Here is a 15,444-nt window from a genome sequence, read left to right on the forward strand (position 1 = left end):
TTGTATTCGGTGGTTGCTGAGCCGGCTGTTTAACAGCCAAACGATTCGGAGAAGCAACTATGCCCCGCAGTACCCCTCCCTTTGCCCTGAAACCGGCGATGGCGCTGCTTTTGCTCGCCCCTGCCACACTCATGGCCGAAAACACCACCACCTTCAGCCCCGTGACCGTAACAGCCACACGCAGCGCGCAAACCTTGAGCGAAGTACCGAGCACCGTATCGGTGATCGACCAAGAGCAAATCGACCGGCAGAACATCAACCGCCCCGCCGACTTGATCCGCTACGAGCCGGGCGTCAGCGTCGGCGGCAATGGCAGCCGCTTTGGCAGCGACGGCTTTACCATTCGCGGCGTGGGTGGCAACCGCGTGCTCACGCAGATCGACGGCGTGAGTGTGCCGAGTGCGTTTGAGTTTGGCCCGTTCCTCAATGCCCGCCGCGATTACATCGACTTGGATAGCGTCAAGCAGGTAGAAATCATCCGCGGCCCTGCCAGTTCGCTGTACGGCAGCGACGCGATTGGCGGCGTGGTGAGCTTTATCAGCAAAGACGCCAAGGACTACTTAGGCGCCGACAAAGACTTCTACATGCGCCTTAAAACCGGCTACGACGGCGCCGACGACAGCTGGATGAAAGGCGCCACCTTCGCCGGTCGCGCCGGCCAGTTTGATGGCGTGCTGCAACTGACCCACCGCCACGGCCATGCGCTGAACACCTACGGCGGTCAAGGCGGCATTGGCAGCAGCCGCGAAGAAGCCAACCCAATCGACTTCAGCACAGAAAACCTGCTGGCCAAACTGGGCTGGGACTACGCGCCCAATCAGCGCCTGCAGCTGACCTATGAAAAGCTCAATGACAAAGCAGACAGCAAAATCCGCAGCAGCTACGGCACCAGTAGCTCTACCCGTATCTTTGGCACTACCTACTCCAACACACTGACCGAAACGAGCGACGCGGAAGACTCCACCGACAGACAGCATGTCAGCCTCAAACACGAATTTGACCTTTCCAGCGCCATCAGTGACCGCATCCAATGGCAGCTCAGCTATCAAGACAGTCAGATTCGTCAAGAAACCTACGACAATCGCTACAGCTGGATGAGTTTTGGCGCTCCTTCCACCACACCAACCTCAGCCAAGCGCGAGCGCTTCCGCGACTCACGCTATGAAGACACTCAGTGGGGTTTGACCAGCCAAGTCGACAAGCAAATCAGTAACCACTTCGTGACCTACGGCGCGGACTTAAAGCGCTCGGAAAGCAGCAACCTGCGTCGCGGCGGCGAGCGCGTTATCTCAACCGGCGCGATCATTCCCAGCAGCGAAACCTTCCCGCTGAGCGACTTCCCTGACCCGACCATCGACAAGTACGGCCTGTTTATCCAAGACCGTATCGAACTGGGCCGCTGGACGCTGCTACCGGGCCTGCGCTACGACCATTTCAAGCTCAAGCCGGATGTCACTCCGGAGTACTTAAACGCCACGCGTGCCGATCAGAACCCCAGCAACTTTAGCGACGACCACTGGTCGCCGAAGTTTGCCGCCACCTATCATATCGACGACGCACACAGCGTGTATGGCCAATATGCCGCAGGCTTCCGCGCCCCTGATGCGATCGATATCTATGGCGAGTTTATTAACGCCGCGCATGGCTATCAAACCATTGCCAACCCGAATCTCAAGCCCGAAACCAGCCAGAGCTTGGAAACCGGCCTGCGTGGCGAGTACGCCCACGGCAGCTTCGGGGTGGCGCTGTTCTATAACCGCTATGAAGACTTTATCGAGCAAGTCACCCTTGCTAGCGACCCGACCGGCAATGGCCGCACCACCTTCCAGAACCAAAACCTCGACCGCGTGACCATTCGTGGCGCCGAGGCCCGTGGCGATCTGCAATTGGGTGCCTTTGGCATGCCGCAAGGCAGCTACCTCAAAGGCGCCGTGGCCTATGCCCGAGGTAAAGACGAAAGCACTGGCCAGCCGATCAACAGCGTCGACCCGCTCAAAGGCGTGTTTGGCTTGGGATACAACCACGACGAACGCTTTGGTGGCGAACTGACTTGGACGCTAGTCGCCGCCAAAGAGCGCGTGGATGAAACGCAAATCACTAACCAGTACGAGCCTTCCGGTTACGGCATTGTGGACTTGACCACAAGGTGGGCAATTGGCGGCGGGGTGACGGTGAATGCCGGCCTGTACAACCTCACCGACAAGCAATACTGGAACTGGGGCGACGTGCGCGGCATCACTGCCAGCAATGCAGGCCTTAGCCGCTACAGTCAGCCGGGCCGCTATGGCGCGGTTAATGTGAGCTGGGAGCTTTAAGGAAGCACTGACTTAATGTCTGCACGGCTCAATCACTGCGTTATGCGCTGCTCGTACCCTCGCCTACCAAGCGGTATGCCTCGGTTACTGTGCTCCGGACGCCTTGTGCTTGAGCCGTTCGACGATTGATTCAACGCTTCCTAATGAAGCGTGGCCTAGCGATAAAAAGAGCGGGATAATTCCCGCTCTTTTTTTGCCCGCCATGATCACCTAATGCACTTCCTCTGCCCTTCCAGCGACCTTCAAGAAGGCCAAGCCCGTGGTTTTAGCGTGGCCGAGCGCGCGCTGATTGCCGTGCGCTATCAAGGCATTGTGTACCTGTACCTCAACCGCTGCCCGCATCGCGGCATTGGCTTGGAATGGCTGCCCGATCAATTTCTCGACAGCAGCGGCAGCCTGCTGCAATGCGCCACCCACGGCGCGCTGTTTCTACTCGATAGCGGCGAATGCGTGGCTGGGCCTTGTGCAGGGCAGGCCTTAACCAAACTCAAGGCCGTTGAGAATACTGAGGGGATTTGGCTGGCGAACGACTAGCCCAAGACCGGCAAGGCATGACTAACCGCTAAGCCCTTGGCAGGGTCAATCGTTACCGCATACGCCAACACCTCAACGCCGCAGGCTTTTGCCTCGGCGAGTGCTTGCGCATAGGCAGGATCTATCTCGCTGGCTGGGCGCACCGCATCAATATCGCTTAGGTTCACGCAATACAACTGCACAGCCCGTTGGCCTTGCTGCGCTAAGGCGGCGAGCTCGCGCAAATGCTTGGCGCCGCGCGCGGTAACGGCATCGGGAAAGGCCGCCACACGGCTGTCGGCAAAGCCTAAGGTGACGCTTTTCACTTCCACCATCACCGCGTCACCTTGGGCAAATTGCAGGCAGAAATCTGCACGGCTGTTCTCCAGCCCATAACGCACTTCGCGCTTGAGCTGGGTAAAACCTGCCAGCTCGGTGATCACGCCGCTTTCTAGCGCCTCTTGCACTAAGGCATTGGCACGGTGGGTGTTGACGCAGGCCAGTCGCCCTTGTGGAGTCTCGACCAGCTCCCAGGTGCCTTTGAGCTTGCGTTTAGGGTCGTTGGATTCGCTATACCACACCCGCGCGCCTTCACTCATGCAGTTGAGCATGGAGCCCGTGTTGGGGCAGTGAATGGTCAGCGGCTGCCCCTCGGCGGTAATAATGTCGGCAAAAAACCGTTTGTAACGCTTAAGCAAGGTGCCTTGCTTAAGCGGCGGATCAAACTGCATGCGGCCCCCAACTGGCCAGGCCGCGACGAATGCGCGCTACCGCTTCTTCTAAGCGCGGTAAATCTTGCGTGTAGGCAAAGCGCACATGGGTGCTGGCGTGGTGCTGGCCGAAGTCCAAGCCGGGGGTGAAGGCGACATACTCAGTTTCCAGAAAATGCCTGCAGAATGCCTGCGCATCGCCGCCAAATGCGGAAATATCGGCGTACAGATAGAAGGCCCCAGCAGGCTCAACGGCAATCTTAAAGCCCAACTCACGCAGCGCCGGCAGCAGGTAATCGCGGCGCGCCTGAAACGCGGCGCGGCGCTGTTCCAAAATCGCCAAGGTCGACTCGTCAAAGCACGCCAATGCGGCGTACTGCGCCATCGACGGCGCGCTGATATAAAGGTTCTGCGCCAGCTTATCTAAGTGCGGCACCGCTGCCTCCGGCGCCACCAGCCAACCCAAGCGCCAGCCGGTCATGCCGAAGTACTTACTAAAGCTGTTGAGCACAAAGGCATCGTCATCCACCGCCAACACGCTGGCGGCTTGCTCGCCGTAGGTGAGGCCGTGGTAGATCTCATCCACCACCATTTGCCCGCCTAAGCCGCGCAAGGTCTGGCTAATCGCCGCCAGCTGCGCGGCACTTAATACGGTGCCGGTCGGGTTCGCCGGCGAGGCCAACAACGCCCCCACGCTTTTACCCGCCTGCCAATGCGCGCGGATATGCTCAGGGGTCAGTTGATAGGCCGACTCTGGCCCTACTGGCACCAGCTGCGCTTCGGCCTCGACCAAGCGTAAAAAGTGCCGGTTGCACGGGTAACCAGGGTCAGCCATCAGCCAATGCTGGCCGGGGTTAACCAACAGCGCCGAGACCAACAGCAGCGCCGCTGAGCCACCGGGGGTAATCAAGATGCGTTCGGGGTTCACGCTTAAGCCATAGCGGCTGGCGTAAAACTGCGCGATGGCTTCACGCAGCGGGGCAATCCCACGTGCTGGGGTGTATTGCGTGTGCCCAGCTGCCAAAGCGGCTTGGCCGGCCTCAACAATCGGTGCGGCGGTGGTGAAATCCGGCTCTCCGATCTCCAGATGAATCACATCATGCCCGGCGGCTTGCAGGGTTTTAGCGCGCGCCAACAGCGCCATTACATGAAACGGCTCAATGGCTTGCGCCCTAAGACTGGGGGTAAACGGCATGCGCTGTCCTACACTTAAAGAGTGGCATTCACGCGCAAAGCACGCGCTAGGTCAATGCACTAAGCCTACGACGAAAGCCACAGAGTTTGCGCAAGGCCACACCGGCAGGCGCAGAGAACTTGGCAAGCGGGGAATATGTCTGGTAGCTTTCCCGGCTTGCGTAGCACCGGGGCCCAGCTAAAAGCCCCGGATGCCAAGGACATTAGCGACACAGAGGCAGCCATCGATGCCCGCAGCAAAGAAGAACAGCACCCCGCTGAACCGCGATTTTGAGCCCTTTAAGGAAAAGAAAGGCGAGGAATACATGAGTGATCGCATGCGCGAGCACTTCACGAATATCCTCAATCAGTGGAAACAAAAGCTGATGGAAGAAGTGGATCGCACCGTGCATCACATGCAGGACGAAGCGGCCAACTTCCCCGATCCAGCTGACCGTGCCACGCAGGAAGAAGAATTCAGCCTTGAACTGCGTACCCGCGACCGCGAGCGTAAGCTGATCAAGAAAATCGATAAGACGCTGCAAAGCATCGAAGAAAACGACTACGGCTGGTGTGACAGCTGCGGCGTCGAAATCGGTGTACGCCGCCTTGAGGCTCGCCCCACCGCGACTCAGTGCATCGATTGCAAAACACTGTCGGAAATCAAAGAACGCCACCACGGCGGTTGATCGACAGCTCAGGGCACCGCAAGGTGCCCTGATCGTTTATGCCTGCCTATATCGGACGTTTCGCCCCCACGCCCAGCGGCTACCTGCACTTTGGCTCGCTGCTCGCGGCGCTTGCCAGCTTTTTAGATGCTCGCCACGCCGGCGGCCAATGGCTGCTGCGTATGGAGGACTTAGACCCGCCGCGCGAAGTGCCCGGCGCCGCCGCGGCAATCTTGCACACCCTAGACGTCTACGGCCTGCACTGGGATGGCCCTGTGCTGTACCAAAGCCAGCGCGGCGAAGCCTACGCCGATATTTGCGCGCAGCTGTACCAGCAAGAGCTGGCCTACTACTGCACTTGCTCACGCAAAGACTTAAGCGCCTACCAAGGCCACTACCCAGGCCTATGCCGTGCGGCGCACAAACCCGCTGACAACGCTGCACTGCGCCTGCGCTGCGAACCGCAAACGTTAAGCTTTAACGACCGTCTGCAAGGGCTTTGCCAAGGCGATGCCGCCAGCGAAGGCGATTTTATTATCCGCCGCCGTGATGGCTTATTTGCTTACCACTTAGCTGTTGTGCTGGATGACGCTTACCAAGGCATCAGCCACATCGTGCGTGGTGCCGATTTACTCGACAGCACCTTCAAGCACCTATTCCTGCAGCGCCTGCTACAACTGCCAGAACCTGAATACCTGCATATTCCGCTGATCCTCCAGCCCGACGGCCACAAGCTGGGCAAGTCATACCGCTCGCCGGCGTTACCGCACGAGCAAGTCGCCCCATTACTGCTGCGCGCACTGCATGCTTTGGGACAAAACCCACCAGCGCAGCTGCGCGAAGCCAGCCGCGACGAGCTGCTGCATTGGGCCATCCAGCACTGGCAAGCCAGTGCCCTACCGGCCGCCGCGTCACTCTTCGAGGCGGATTTGTAACGCCGGGGGTTTGTCGGCCACGCCACGCTTCCGCTACCATCGGTGACAGCAATATTTGGAAACATCCATGTACATCTACCGCTTGGTACTGCTCTTGGTGGTCGGCATTTATCTGTTTTCGCCAGCCATCATGGATTGGTGGATCGACCCCACCGGCGCCTGGTACCGCCCCTATTTACTGTGGCTGATTTTGATCATCGTCGGCATGATCCTGCAGGGACAAAGCGATGCTGACGAACTTTAGTCTGTGGGAGCTTTCGCTCTACAGCGCCGGCTATTTGTTGCTGCTGTTTGGCGTGGCGTGGATTGGCGAGCGCGGTTTAATTCCGCGCCGCGTGCTGCGTCACCCGCTCACCTACACCTTATCGCTCGGCGTGTATGCCAGCGCATGGGCGGTGTACGGCACCGTGAGCTTGGCCTACCAATACGGCTACGGCTTTTTGGCCTACTACTTAGGCATCTGCGGCGCCTTCTTGCTCGCGCCGGTATTACTGCAGCCGATTCTGCGCATTACCCGCACCTATCAGCTGTCGTCGCTGGCTGACCTGTTTGCCTTCCGCTTTCGCTCCACCGCCGCTGGCGCACTAACCACGCTGATCATGCTGATCGGCATGTTACCGCTGTTGGCGTTGCAGATTCAGGCAGTGTCGGACTCGGTCAGCATCCTCACCCAAGCGGCGATGCACGAGCGCGTATCGCTAGGTTTCTGCTTGCTGATCATTCTGTTCACCATTTTGTTCGGCACCCGGCACATCACCAACCGCGAGAAGCACGAAGGCTTAGTGCTGGCGATTGCCTTTGAATCCATCATCAAGCTGGTCGCCATCGGCGGTGTGGGCCTGTTCGCCCTGTATGGCGTGTTCGATGGCCCGAAAGGCTTAGAAGTCTGGCTGCTGGAAAACCAAGGCGCGCTCAGCACCTTGCACACCCCCTTGCAGGAAGGGCCGTGGCGCACCCTGTTGCTGGTGTTCTTTGCTGCGGCGGTGACCATGCCGCACATGTTCCACATGACCTTTAGCGAGAATCTCAACCCGCGCGCGCTGAACACCGCGAGCTGGAGTTTGCCGCTGTATCTGCTGCTGATCAGTCTCGCCGTGCCGCTGATTTTATGGGCCGGGCTAAAGCTCGGCGCCACTACCTCAGCGGAGTACTACACCCTAGGCATCGGCATTGCGGTGAACAGCCCCACGCTGGCGCTGATGGCCTATATCGGCGGTCTGTCTGCCGCCAGCGGCATCATCATTGTGCTCACCTTGGCGCTCTCGGGCATGGTGCTTAACCACCTGATTCTGCCGGTCTACCAGCCCGCCGCCGAAGGCAATATCTACCGCTGGCTACTGTGGACGCGCCGCGCGTTGATCGCTGCCATCATCATGGCGGGCTTTGGCTTCTACCGTTTATTAGGCGCCGAGCAAGACTTATCCAATCTCGGTATCGTCGCCTTTGTCGCCACCTTACAATTCTTGCCCGGCACTTTAGCCGTGCTGTATTGGCCCACCGCCAACCGTCGCGGCTTTATCGCCGGTCTCATCTCTGGCTTTGTGATTTGGGGCGTGACCATGCTGCTGCCGCTACTGGGCAGCATTCCGGGGCTGTATTTGCCCATGCTGGATATGGTCTACGTGCTGGACGACACCAGCTGGCACCTCGCTGCGATTGCCTCGCTGGCGGCTAACCTGCTGGTGTTTAGCGGCGTATCGCTGTTCACCACCACCAGCGCCGAAGAACAAAGCGCCGCCGAGGCCTGCACCTTAGACAACCTGCGCCGTCCACAGCGCCGCGAACTAACGGCCACTTCAGCGCAGCAATTTGCCGAGCTGCTAGCGCGCCCGCTTGGCGCCAAAATCGCCCAGCGCGAAGTAGAGCAAGCACTGCGCGACTTGCAGCTGCCCTTTGATGAAAGCCGCCCCTACGCCTTGCGCCGCCTGCGTGACCGGCTAGAAGCCAACCTCTCCGGCCTGATGGGGCCGAGCGTAGCGCAAGACATCGTCGAGACCTTCCTACCCTACAAGAAAGGCTCCAGCTATATCAGCGGCGATATCCACTTTATCGAGAACCGCCTTGAGGATTACCACACCCGCCTCACCGGCTTGGCCGCAGAATTAGACAGCCTGCGCCGCTATCACCGACAAACCCTGCAAGAACTGCCCATGGGCGTGTGTTCACTGGCGCGTGATAACGAGATCATTCTGTGGAACCGCGCGCTGGAAGAGCTCACTGGCATTCCCGCCAACCAAGTCGTCGGCTCGCGCTTGTCCAGCCTGCCGCCGCCGTGGAATGCACTGCTGGAGTGCTTGGTGGAATCCCCCTTGCAGCACCTGCACCGCCAGCAGATCACCTTAAATGGCTTCACCCGCTGGCTGCACCTGCACAAAGCCGCCATCGACGAGCCCAACAGCCCCGGTAACAGCGGCCTTGTGCTGCTGATTGAAGACGCCACGCAAACCCAGCAACTGGCCGACAAACTGGCGCATTCCGAGCGTTTGGCCTCCATCGGCCGTCTGGCTGCTGGCGTGGCGCACGAGATTGGCAACCCGGTCACTGGCATCGCCTGTCTTGCGCAAAACCTGCGTGAAGAACGCGAGCAAGACGGCGAAATCCAAGAGATGAGCCAGCAAATCATCGACCAGACCAAGCGCGTGTCGCGCATTCTGCAGTCGCTGATGAGCTTCGCCCACGCGGGCGGTCGTAGCCATAACGACGAACCGGTTAACCTGCACGACATCGCGCAAGAAGCCATTGGCCTGCTGTCACTGAACAAACGCAGCGTCGATGTGCACTTCTACAACGCCTGCGACCCCGAACATTTGGTCAGCGGTGACGACCAGCGTTTAGTACAAGTCTTAATCAACCTGCTCTCCAATGCCCGCGACGCCTCCAACCCCGGCGACGCCATTCGCGTGTGGAGCGATGCCGAAGAACACACCATCACCCTGCAAGTGGAAGATGAAGGCAGCGGCATTGCGCAGGAGTTACAAGAACAACTCTTCGAGCCGTTCTTCACCACTAAAGACCCCGGCAAAGGCACGGGTCTGGGCTTGGCGCTGGTTTATTCCATCGTCGAAGAGCATTATGGTCAGATCAGTGTCGTAAGTCCGGCTGACCCCGAGCGTCAACGCGGTACCCGCTTTAGCATCAAATTACCGCGCCACCTTGAGCCCTTGGCGGAGCCCGCCTCCGCGCAAGTCCCGTAACCTGTTTGCCCTTAATCGCAAACCTGCAAATCGAGAGAACCGAGAGAACATTGATGGCACACATCCTGGTAGTTGAAGACGAAACCATCATTCGATCCGCCCTGCGCCGCCTGCTGGAACGTAACCAGTATCAGGTCAGCGAGGCTGGTTCCGTGCAGGAAGCCCAGGAACGCTACGACATCTCTTCCTTCGACTTGGTAGTTAGCGACCTGCGGCTACCGGGCGCACCGGGCACCGAGCTGATCAAACATGCCGGCACCGTGCCGGTGTTGATCATGACCAGCTATGCCAGCCTGCGCTCGGCAGTGGACTCCATGAAGCTCGGCGCGGTGGATTACATCGCCAAGCCGTTTGATCACGACGAAATGCTCCAAGCCGTGGCCAGCACACTGGCCGCCCCGCGCCGCAGCGCGGCCAATGACACCGCTGAAGACGAACCCGAAGCCCGCACCAGCGAAGCACCGAGCCAAGTGGCCGACGACATCGGCATCATCGGCAACTGCAAAGCGATGACAGAGCTGTTCGGCAAAATCCGCAAAGTTGCGCCCACCGATTCCACCGTGCTGATTCACGGCGAATCAGGCACCGGTAAAGAACTGGTCGCTCGCGCCTTACACAACTTATCCAAACGCGCTAAAGCACCGCTGATCTCAGTGAACTGCGCGGCGATCCCGGAAACCCTGATTGAGTCGGAACTGTTCGGCCACGAAAAAGGCGCCTTCACCGGCGCTAACGCCGCGCGCACCGGCTTAGTGGAAGCCGCTGACGGCGGCACCCTGTTCCTCGATGAAATTGGCGAGCTGCCCTTGGAAGCCCAAGCGCGCTTGCTACGCGTGCTGCAAGAAGGCGAGATTCGCCGTGTGGGCTCGGTACAGTCGCATAAGGTTAACGTGCGCTTAATCGCCGCCACCCACCGCGATCTAAAAAGCCTGGCCAAACAAGGCCAGTTCCGCGAAGACCTGTATTACCGCCTCAACGTGATCGAGCTACGCCTGCCGCCGCTGCGTGAACGTGGCAGCGACATCATCGCCATCGCCCGCGCCTTCTTACAGCGCCAAAGCCAGCAGATGAGCCTCGACAACATCAGCTTCAATGCCGATGCCGAGCAAGCCATCGAGCATTACAGCTGGCCGGGTAACGTGCGCGAGCTGGAAAACGCCGTGGAGCGTGCAGTGATTCTGTGTGATGGCAAAGAAATCAGCACAGAACTACTGGGCATCGATATCGACCTCGATGACGACGACACACCCAGCCTGAGCAGCGCCGAGAAAAAGCCCAGCCGCAGCCTTGAGCCTACCGAAGACTTATCCCTTGAGGATTACTTCCAGCACTTCGTGCTCGAACATCAAGAGCATATGACCGAAACCGAGCTGGCTCGCAAACTGGGCATCAGCCGCAAGTGCCTGTGGGAGCGCCGCCAGCGCCTCGGCATTCCGCGCAAGAAATCCAGCACCTCTAACGCCTAAACCCGCCGCTAGTAACACCGACAACGCGACCCTTTTTGGGTCGCGTTGTCGTTTCTGCGCGCCATTTTTGCCCCCACAACCTGTTACCCACATCCCAAGTCGTAACAAACCTGCGGGAGCATAGGTAACGAAACACAGGCCAAGGCCGCCCCACAAATCACCGAGAAAAACGCCAAGCCATTGATTTACAAGGCTTTGCAAAAGTTGGCACAACACCTGCTCTATTGTTCGTACAACAAAAATAAAAAAGCTTGCTAACAACAACAATAAAACTTGTGCATACCTCAACAACAAAAACAAAAGAGGCAGGCCACGTAAGCTGATTTTTTTGGAGAGGTAGAGATCGCGGAGTCGATCAGCTGTCGAGAACAATAAAAACTGCCTAAGCAGTCGACCGACAGACAGGACACGCGTCCTCTACAGCGTCCAAAGCAATCCGTTTATGTTCGTGAGACTGTTTTAGTCATCACACCGTGCACCGCGCGGCTATGGGTAAAAACAATAACAAATGCCCATGAGAAAAATAATCATAAAGCACACACCTTCTATGGCATGGGGAGCTTCGTTCTCCCCTGTTGCTTTGACTTAAGCAACATCATCATGCACCATCCCGCCCCATATTCTGCGCCTTCCAAGCCCCTGTGCTCAGGTCACATGCGCCCGGCAGGCAAGAGCAAGCTCACCCAATCTTCACCGTTTATTGCGACTAATCGCCTTTGGGTGCGTTGCTTTAACCCCGCCAACGCCTGCGCCTGCATTTCTAGCGACTTGGCTGACGGATCTTTGCATCGATTACTGGCTGGATCAGCGTCTTCATGCTTAAAAAGCTGCTGAAAAAAATTCCCGTTCGCCTTGGCCGTCAGAGCCATCGCCAGCACCCTGAGTTAATTGGCCCGCGCCAGCATCCGGTGCGTAACCATCAGCTGTCCAAGAACGCCCTCACGGTGGTTGAGCGCCTACGCAAAGCAGGCTACGAAGCCTACCCGGTTGGCGGCTGCGTACGTGACCTGTTACTGGGCCTAGACCCCAAAGACTTTGACGTCGCTACCAGCGCCACCCCCGAACAAGCGCGCGGTGTGTTCCGCAATGCCCGCCTGATCGGCCGGCGCTTCAAGCTGTTGCATGTGGTGTTTGGCCGTGACGTGATCGAAGTGGCGACCTTCCGCGCCAACCACGACAACGACAGTGACGACGCCAAAGCACAAACCAACGCCAGCGGCCGCTTGCTACGCGATAACGTGTACGGCAGCTTGGACCAAGACGCCCTGCGCCGCGACTTCACCATCAATGCGCTGTATTTCGATATCGACGGCGAACGCATCATCGACCACGCCCGTGGTGTGCATGACATCCACAACCGCCTGATTCGCCTGATTGGCACGCCCGAGCAGCGCTATCAAGAAGACCCGGTGCGCATGCTGCGTGCCGCGCGCTTTGCCGCCAAGCTGGACTTCGAGATTGAGCGCCACACCGCCGCGCCAATCCGTTCATTGGCCCACCTGCTCAATGACATCCCCAGCGCGCGCCTGTTTGATGAAGTGCTCAAGCTGTTTATGGGCGGCCATGCGCTGCGCACCTTCGAGGTGATGCAGGAGTACAACTTATTTGCCCCGCTCTTCCCGCTAACGGCCAAAGCCCTCAAGCATGACGAAACCGCCTTGCCGCTGATTCGCCAAGCGCTAGCCAACACCGACGAGCGCATCGCCCAAGACAAGCCGGTGACCCCGGCCTTCTTATTTGCTGCCCTGCTTTGGCCCGCCCTGCGCGCCCGCGCCGCACAGCTGCAAGAACAAGGTGCTCCAGCACTGCAAGCCATGCAGCAAGCGGCGCAAGACGTCACCCACCAACAATGCCAGCGCACCGCCATTCCAAAGCGCTTTAGCTTCCCCATGCGCGATATTTGGGAGCTGCAAGAACGCTTGCCCCGCCGCGCCGGCAAGCGCGCCGATACCTTGCTGGAAAACCCGCGCTTCCGCGCCAGCTACGACTTTTTGCTGCTGCGCGAGCATGCCGGCGAAGTCACCGAGCAGCTGGGCCAATGGTGGACTGAGTACCAGTTCGCCAATGACAGCCGACGCCGCGAGATGATCCGTCAGCTCAGCAAACAAGCCGACGCCGGTGGCGGCGAAAGCACTGACGGCAAGCGCCGTCGCCGTGGTGGCCGCCGTCGCGGCCCGCGCAAACCCAGCGCCGCCGAGTAATGGCTTGCGTGTACATCGGCCTCGGCAGCAATTTAGCCGAGCCGCGCCAGCAACTGCAGAATGCCTTGAGCGCCTTGATGCAAACCGATGGCATCAGCCATGTCGAGTGCTCGCCGCTGTATATCAGCGACCCGCTCGGCCCGGCCGACCAACCGCGCTATGTCAATGCAGTGGCACGCTTAACGACCACGCTTGCGCCGCTGGAGCTGCTCGATGTGTTGCAGCGCATCGAACAAGAACAAGGCCGCGTGCGTAAAGAGCAGCGCTGGGGGCCGCGCACCCTCGACCTAGATATTCTGCTGTATGACCAACAGTGCATCGATGAGCCGCGCCTGACCGTGCCGCATTACCACATGCAGGCGCGCGCCTTTGTGTTGTATCCCTTAGCGGATCTGGCGCCAGAACTGCTGCTGCCCGATGGGCAAAGCTTGCAAACGCTACTGCAGCACTGCCCTTTTATTGGGCTTGAGCGCTTGGACAACAGTGCAGTGTTACCGCATTGCACCAAAACGTAACACCTGTGATTGACTTCACCGGCAGCCATCGGGACTATAGTCACCCTTTGCCCCCGCTTGCCGGATGCCAAGAGATAAGCCATGCCTGAAGTTACTCTGACAACACTGCAAAAGCGCAAGCAAGACGGTGAGAAATTCGCTGTCGTCACCAGCTACGACGCCACCTTCGCCCATGCCGCCAATCAAGCCGGTGTCGAGGTTATTTTGGTGGGCGACTCGCTTGGCATGGTGCTGCAAGGCAATGACAGCACACTGCCGGTGAGCGTTGCCGACATGGCCTATCACACCCGTTGCGTAAAGCGCGGCAACCGTGATGCGCTGATCATGGCCGACTTGCCCTTCATGGCGTACGCCACCGTCGAGCAAGCTCTGCAAAGCTCGGCCACCCTGATGCAAGCCGGCGCGCATATGGTCAAACTCGAAGGCGGCGCCTGGCTGTGCGAGTCGGTGCGTCAACTCACCGAGCGCGGCGTGCCCGTGTGTGCTCATTTAGGCCTCACCCCACAGACCGTCAATGTTCTGGGCGGCTACAAAGTGCAAGGCCGTGCCGAAGCGCAAGCCCGGCAATTACGCGCCGACGCCACCGCCTTAGAGCAAGCCGGCGCGGCCTGTCTGCTACTGGAATGCGTGCCTAGTGAGCTGGCCGCAGAAATCACCCAAAGCGTGAAAATCCCGGTCATCGGCATTGGCGCCGGTAACGCCACCGACGCGCAAGTGCTGGTCATGCATGACCTGCTGGGGCTATCCATCTCCGGCCGCACGCCTAAGTTTGTGAAAAACTTTCTGGCCGGCCAAAACAGTATTCAAGACGCCATCACTGCCTTTGTTCAGGCCGTTAAAGATGGCAGCTTCCCCGGCCCAGAGCACAGCTTCTCAGCATGATCACCGTTAAAACCGTGCGCGAACTGCGCGCCGCCGTGCAGCGTGCGCGCAACGAAGGCAAACGCATTGCGTTTGTACCCACCATGGGCAACCTGCACGCAGGCCACGTATCACTAGTGGAAATGGCCGGCCAACGCGCCGAATTCGTGATTGCCAGCATCTTCGTCAACCCACTGCAGTTTGGCCCCAGCGAAGACCTCGACAGTTATCCGCGCACCCTGCTCGACGATCAAGAAAAGCTCCACGAAGCCGGTTGCCAGCTGCTGTTTGCGCCCAGCGTGGAAGAAATGTACCCCGACGGCATGGCCCTACAGACCCAAGTCCAGGTCAGTGGCGTCAGTGAAGGCCTGTGCGGCAGCAGTCGCCCCGGGCACTTTAACGGCGTGGCCACAGTGGTCACTAAGCTGTTCAACATGGTGCAGCCGGATATCGCCATCTTCGGCGAGAAAGACTTCCAGCAGTTGGCGGTGATCCGCAAGCTGACCCGTGACCTTAATCTGCCGGTACAAATCATTGGCGGTGCCACTGTACGTGCCGACGACGGCTTGGCCCTGTCGTCGCGCAATGGCTATTTGAGCGCCGCAGAGCGAGAAATCGCCCCACGCCTGCAAGCCACGCTGCAAGAGATGGCCAGCGCACTGCGTGACGGCGAGCAAGACTTCGCCCGCCTGATCAAAAACGCCAAAGCGCGTCTGACTCGCAGCGGTTTTAAGGTGGATTATCTGGAAATTCGCAACGCCGAAACTCTCCAGCCCGCCAGCCTTGGCGACCGCGAACTGGTGATTCTCGCCGCCGCCTTCTTAGGCAAGCCGCGCTTGCTGGATAACGTGCCCGTTAGCCTGCTCTAATTGATCCCACAAAAAAGCCCAGCG

General features: G+C 59.1%; 13 protein-coding genes. 11 read left to right on the forward strand and 2 right to left on the reverse strand.

What is annotated here, in order from left to right:
* The first annotated feature begins 59 nt into the window (after nt 1-59).
* Both BMX80_RS04480 and BMX80_RS04485 read left to right on the forward strand, forming a co-directional pair.
* The gene (locus tag BMX80_RS04480; protein WP_074865641.1) at nt 60-2,315 is read left to right on the forward strand and encodes a TonB-dependent hemoglobin/transferrin/lactoferrin family receptor; all 2,256 of its coding nucleotides are present in this window, start codon (nt 60-62) and stop codon (nt 2,313-2,315) included.
* 213 nt (nt 2,316-2,528) lie between these two features.
* On the forward strand, nt 2,529-2,849 hold the full coding sequence (locus BMX80_RS04485) for a Rieske (2Fe-2S) protein (RefSeq protein ID WP_074865644.1): 321 nt from the start codon (nt 2,529-2,531) through the stop codon (nt 2,847-2,849).
* Here the strand turns inward: BMX80_RS04485 and sfsA are convergent.
* Together sfsA and BMX80_RS04495 are read right to left on the reverse strand one after the other, a co-directional pair.
* The gene (gene sfsA / locus BMX80_RS04490) at nt 2,846-3,559 is read right to left on the reverse strand and encodes a DNA/RNA nuclease SfsA (protein ID WP_074865646.1); all 714 of its coding nucleotides are present in this window, start codon (nt 3,557-3,559) and stop codon (nt 2,846-2,848) included. The genes BMX80_RS04485 and sfsA overlap by 4 nt on opposite strands.
* Complete coding sequence (locus BMX80_RS04495) at nt 3,549-4,733, reverse strand: pyridoxal phosphate-dependent aminotransferase (RefSeq protein WP_074865648.1); 1,185 nt, start codon at nt 4,731-4,733, stop codon at nt 3,549-3,551. The genes sfsA and BMX80_RS04495 overlap by 11 nt, the downstream gene beginning before the upstream one ends.
* A gap of 226 nt (nt 4,734-4,959) precedes the next feature.
* Here BMX80_RS04495 and dksA point away from each other — a divergent pair, with 226 nt between their 5' ends.
* The 9 genes from dksA to panC all read left to right on the forward strand — a co-directional run bounded on the left by dksA (nt 4,960) and on the right by panC (nt 15,420).
* Nucleotides 4,960-5,400: an RNA polymerase-binding protein DksA gene (gene dksA / locus BMX80_RS04500; protein ID WP_071871827.1), complete on the forward strand. Its 441-nt coding sequence runs from the start codon at nt 4,960-4,962 to the stop codon at nt 5,398-5,400.
* Nucleotides 5,401-5,438: 38 nt separating this feature from the next.
* Nucleotides 5,439-6,314: a tRNA glutamyl-Q(34) synthetase GluQRS gene (gene gluQRS / locus BMX80_RS04505; RefSeq protein WP_074865653.1), complete on the forward strand. Its 876-nt coding sequence runs from the start codon at nt 5,439-5,441 to the stop codon at nt 6,312-6,314.
* A 67-nt stretch (nt 6,315-6,381) separates the two neighbouring features.
* Nucleotides 6,382-6,558: a hypothetical protein gene (locus tag BMX80_RS17665; RefSeq protein ID WP_139214022.1), complete on the forward strand. Its 177-nt coding sequence runs from the start codon at nt 6,382-6,384 to the stop codon at nt 6,556-6,558.
* The gene (locus BMX80_RS04510) at nt 6,542-9,508 is read left to right on the forward strand and encodes a sensor histidine kinase (RefSeq protein ID WP_071871829.1); all 2,967 of its coding nucleotides are present in this window, start codon (nt 6,542-6,544) and stop codon (nt 9,506-9,508) included. Before BMX80_RS17665 ends, BMX80_RS04510 begins: the two co-directional genes overlap by 17 nt.
* 53 nt (nt 9,509-9,561) lie before the next feature.
* Complete coding sequence (locus BMX80_RS04515) at nt 9,562-10,974, forward strand: sigma-54-dependent transcriptional regulator (RefSeq protein WP_071871830.1); 1,413 nt, start codon at nt 9,562-9,564, stop codon at nt 10,972-10,974.
* Nucleotides 10,975-11,789: 815 nt separating this feature from the next.
* Entirely contained in the window at nt 11,790-13,175 is a 1,386-nt protein-coding gene (gene pcnB, locus BMX80_RS04520; RefSeq protein ID WP_074865656.1) for a polynucleotide adenylyltransferase PcnB, read from the forward strand.
* Complete coding sequence (gene folK / locus BMX80_RS04525) at nt 13,175-13,690, forward strand: 2-amino-4-hydroxy-6-hydroxymethyldihydropteridine diphosphokinase (protein WP_074865658.1); 516 nt, start codon at nt 13,175-13,177, stop codon at nt 13,688-13,690. The genes pcnB and folK overlap by 1 nt, the downstream gene beginning before the upstream one ends.
* Nucleotides 13,691-13,771: 81 nt before the next feature.
* Complete coding sequence (gene panB / locus BMX80_RS04530) at nt 13,772-14,572, forward strand: 3-methyl-2-oxobutanoate hydroxymethyltransferase (protein ID WP_074865661.1); 801 nt, start codon at nt 13,772-13,774, stop codon at nt 14,570-14,572.
* A complete protein-coding gene (gene panC / locus BMX80_RS04535; protein WP_074865663.1) occupies nt 14,569-15,420 on the forward strand; it encodes a pantoate--beta-alanine ligase in 852 nt (283 codons plus the stop codon). Before panB ends, panC begins: the two co-directional genes overlap by 4 nt.
* The last annotated feature ends 24 nt before the right edge of the window (nt 15,421-15,444 follow it).

The organism is Atopomonas hussainii, assembly GCF_900109735.1.
In the GTDB taxonomy this organism is placed as follows: domain Bacteria; phylum Pseudomonadota; class Gammaproteobacteria; order Pseudomonadales; family Pseudomonadaceae; genus Atopomonas; species Atopomonas hussainii.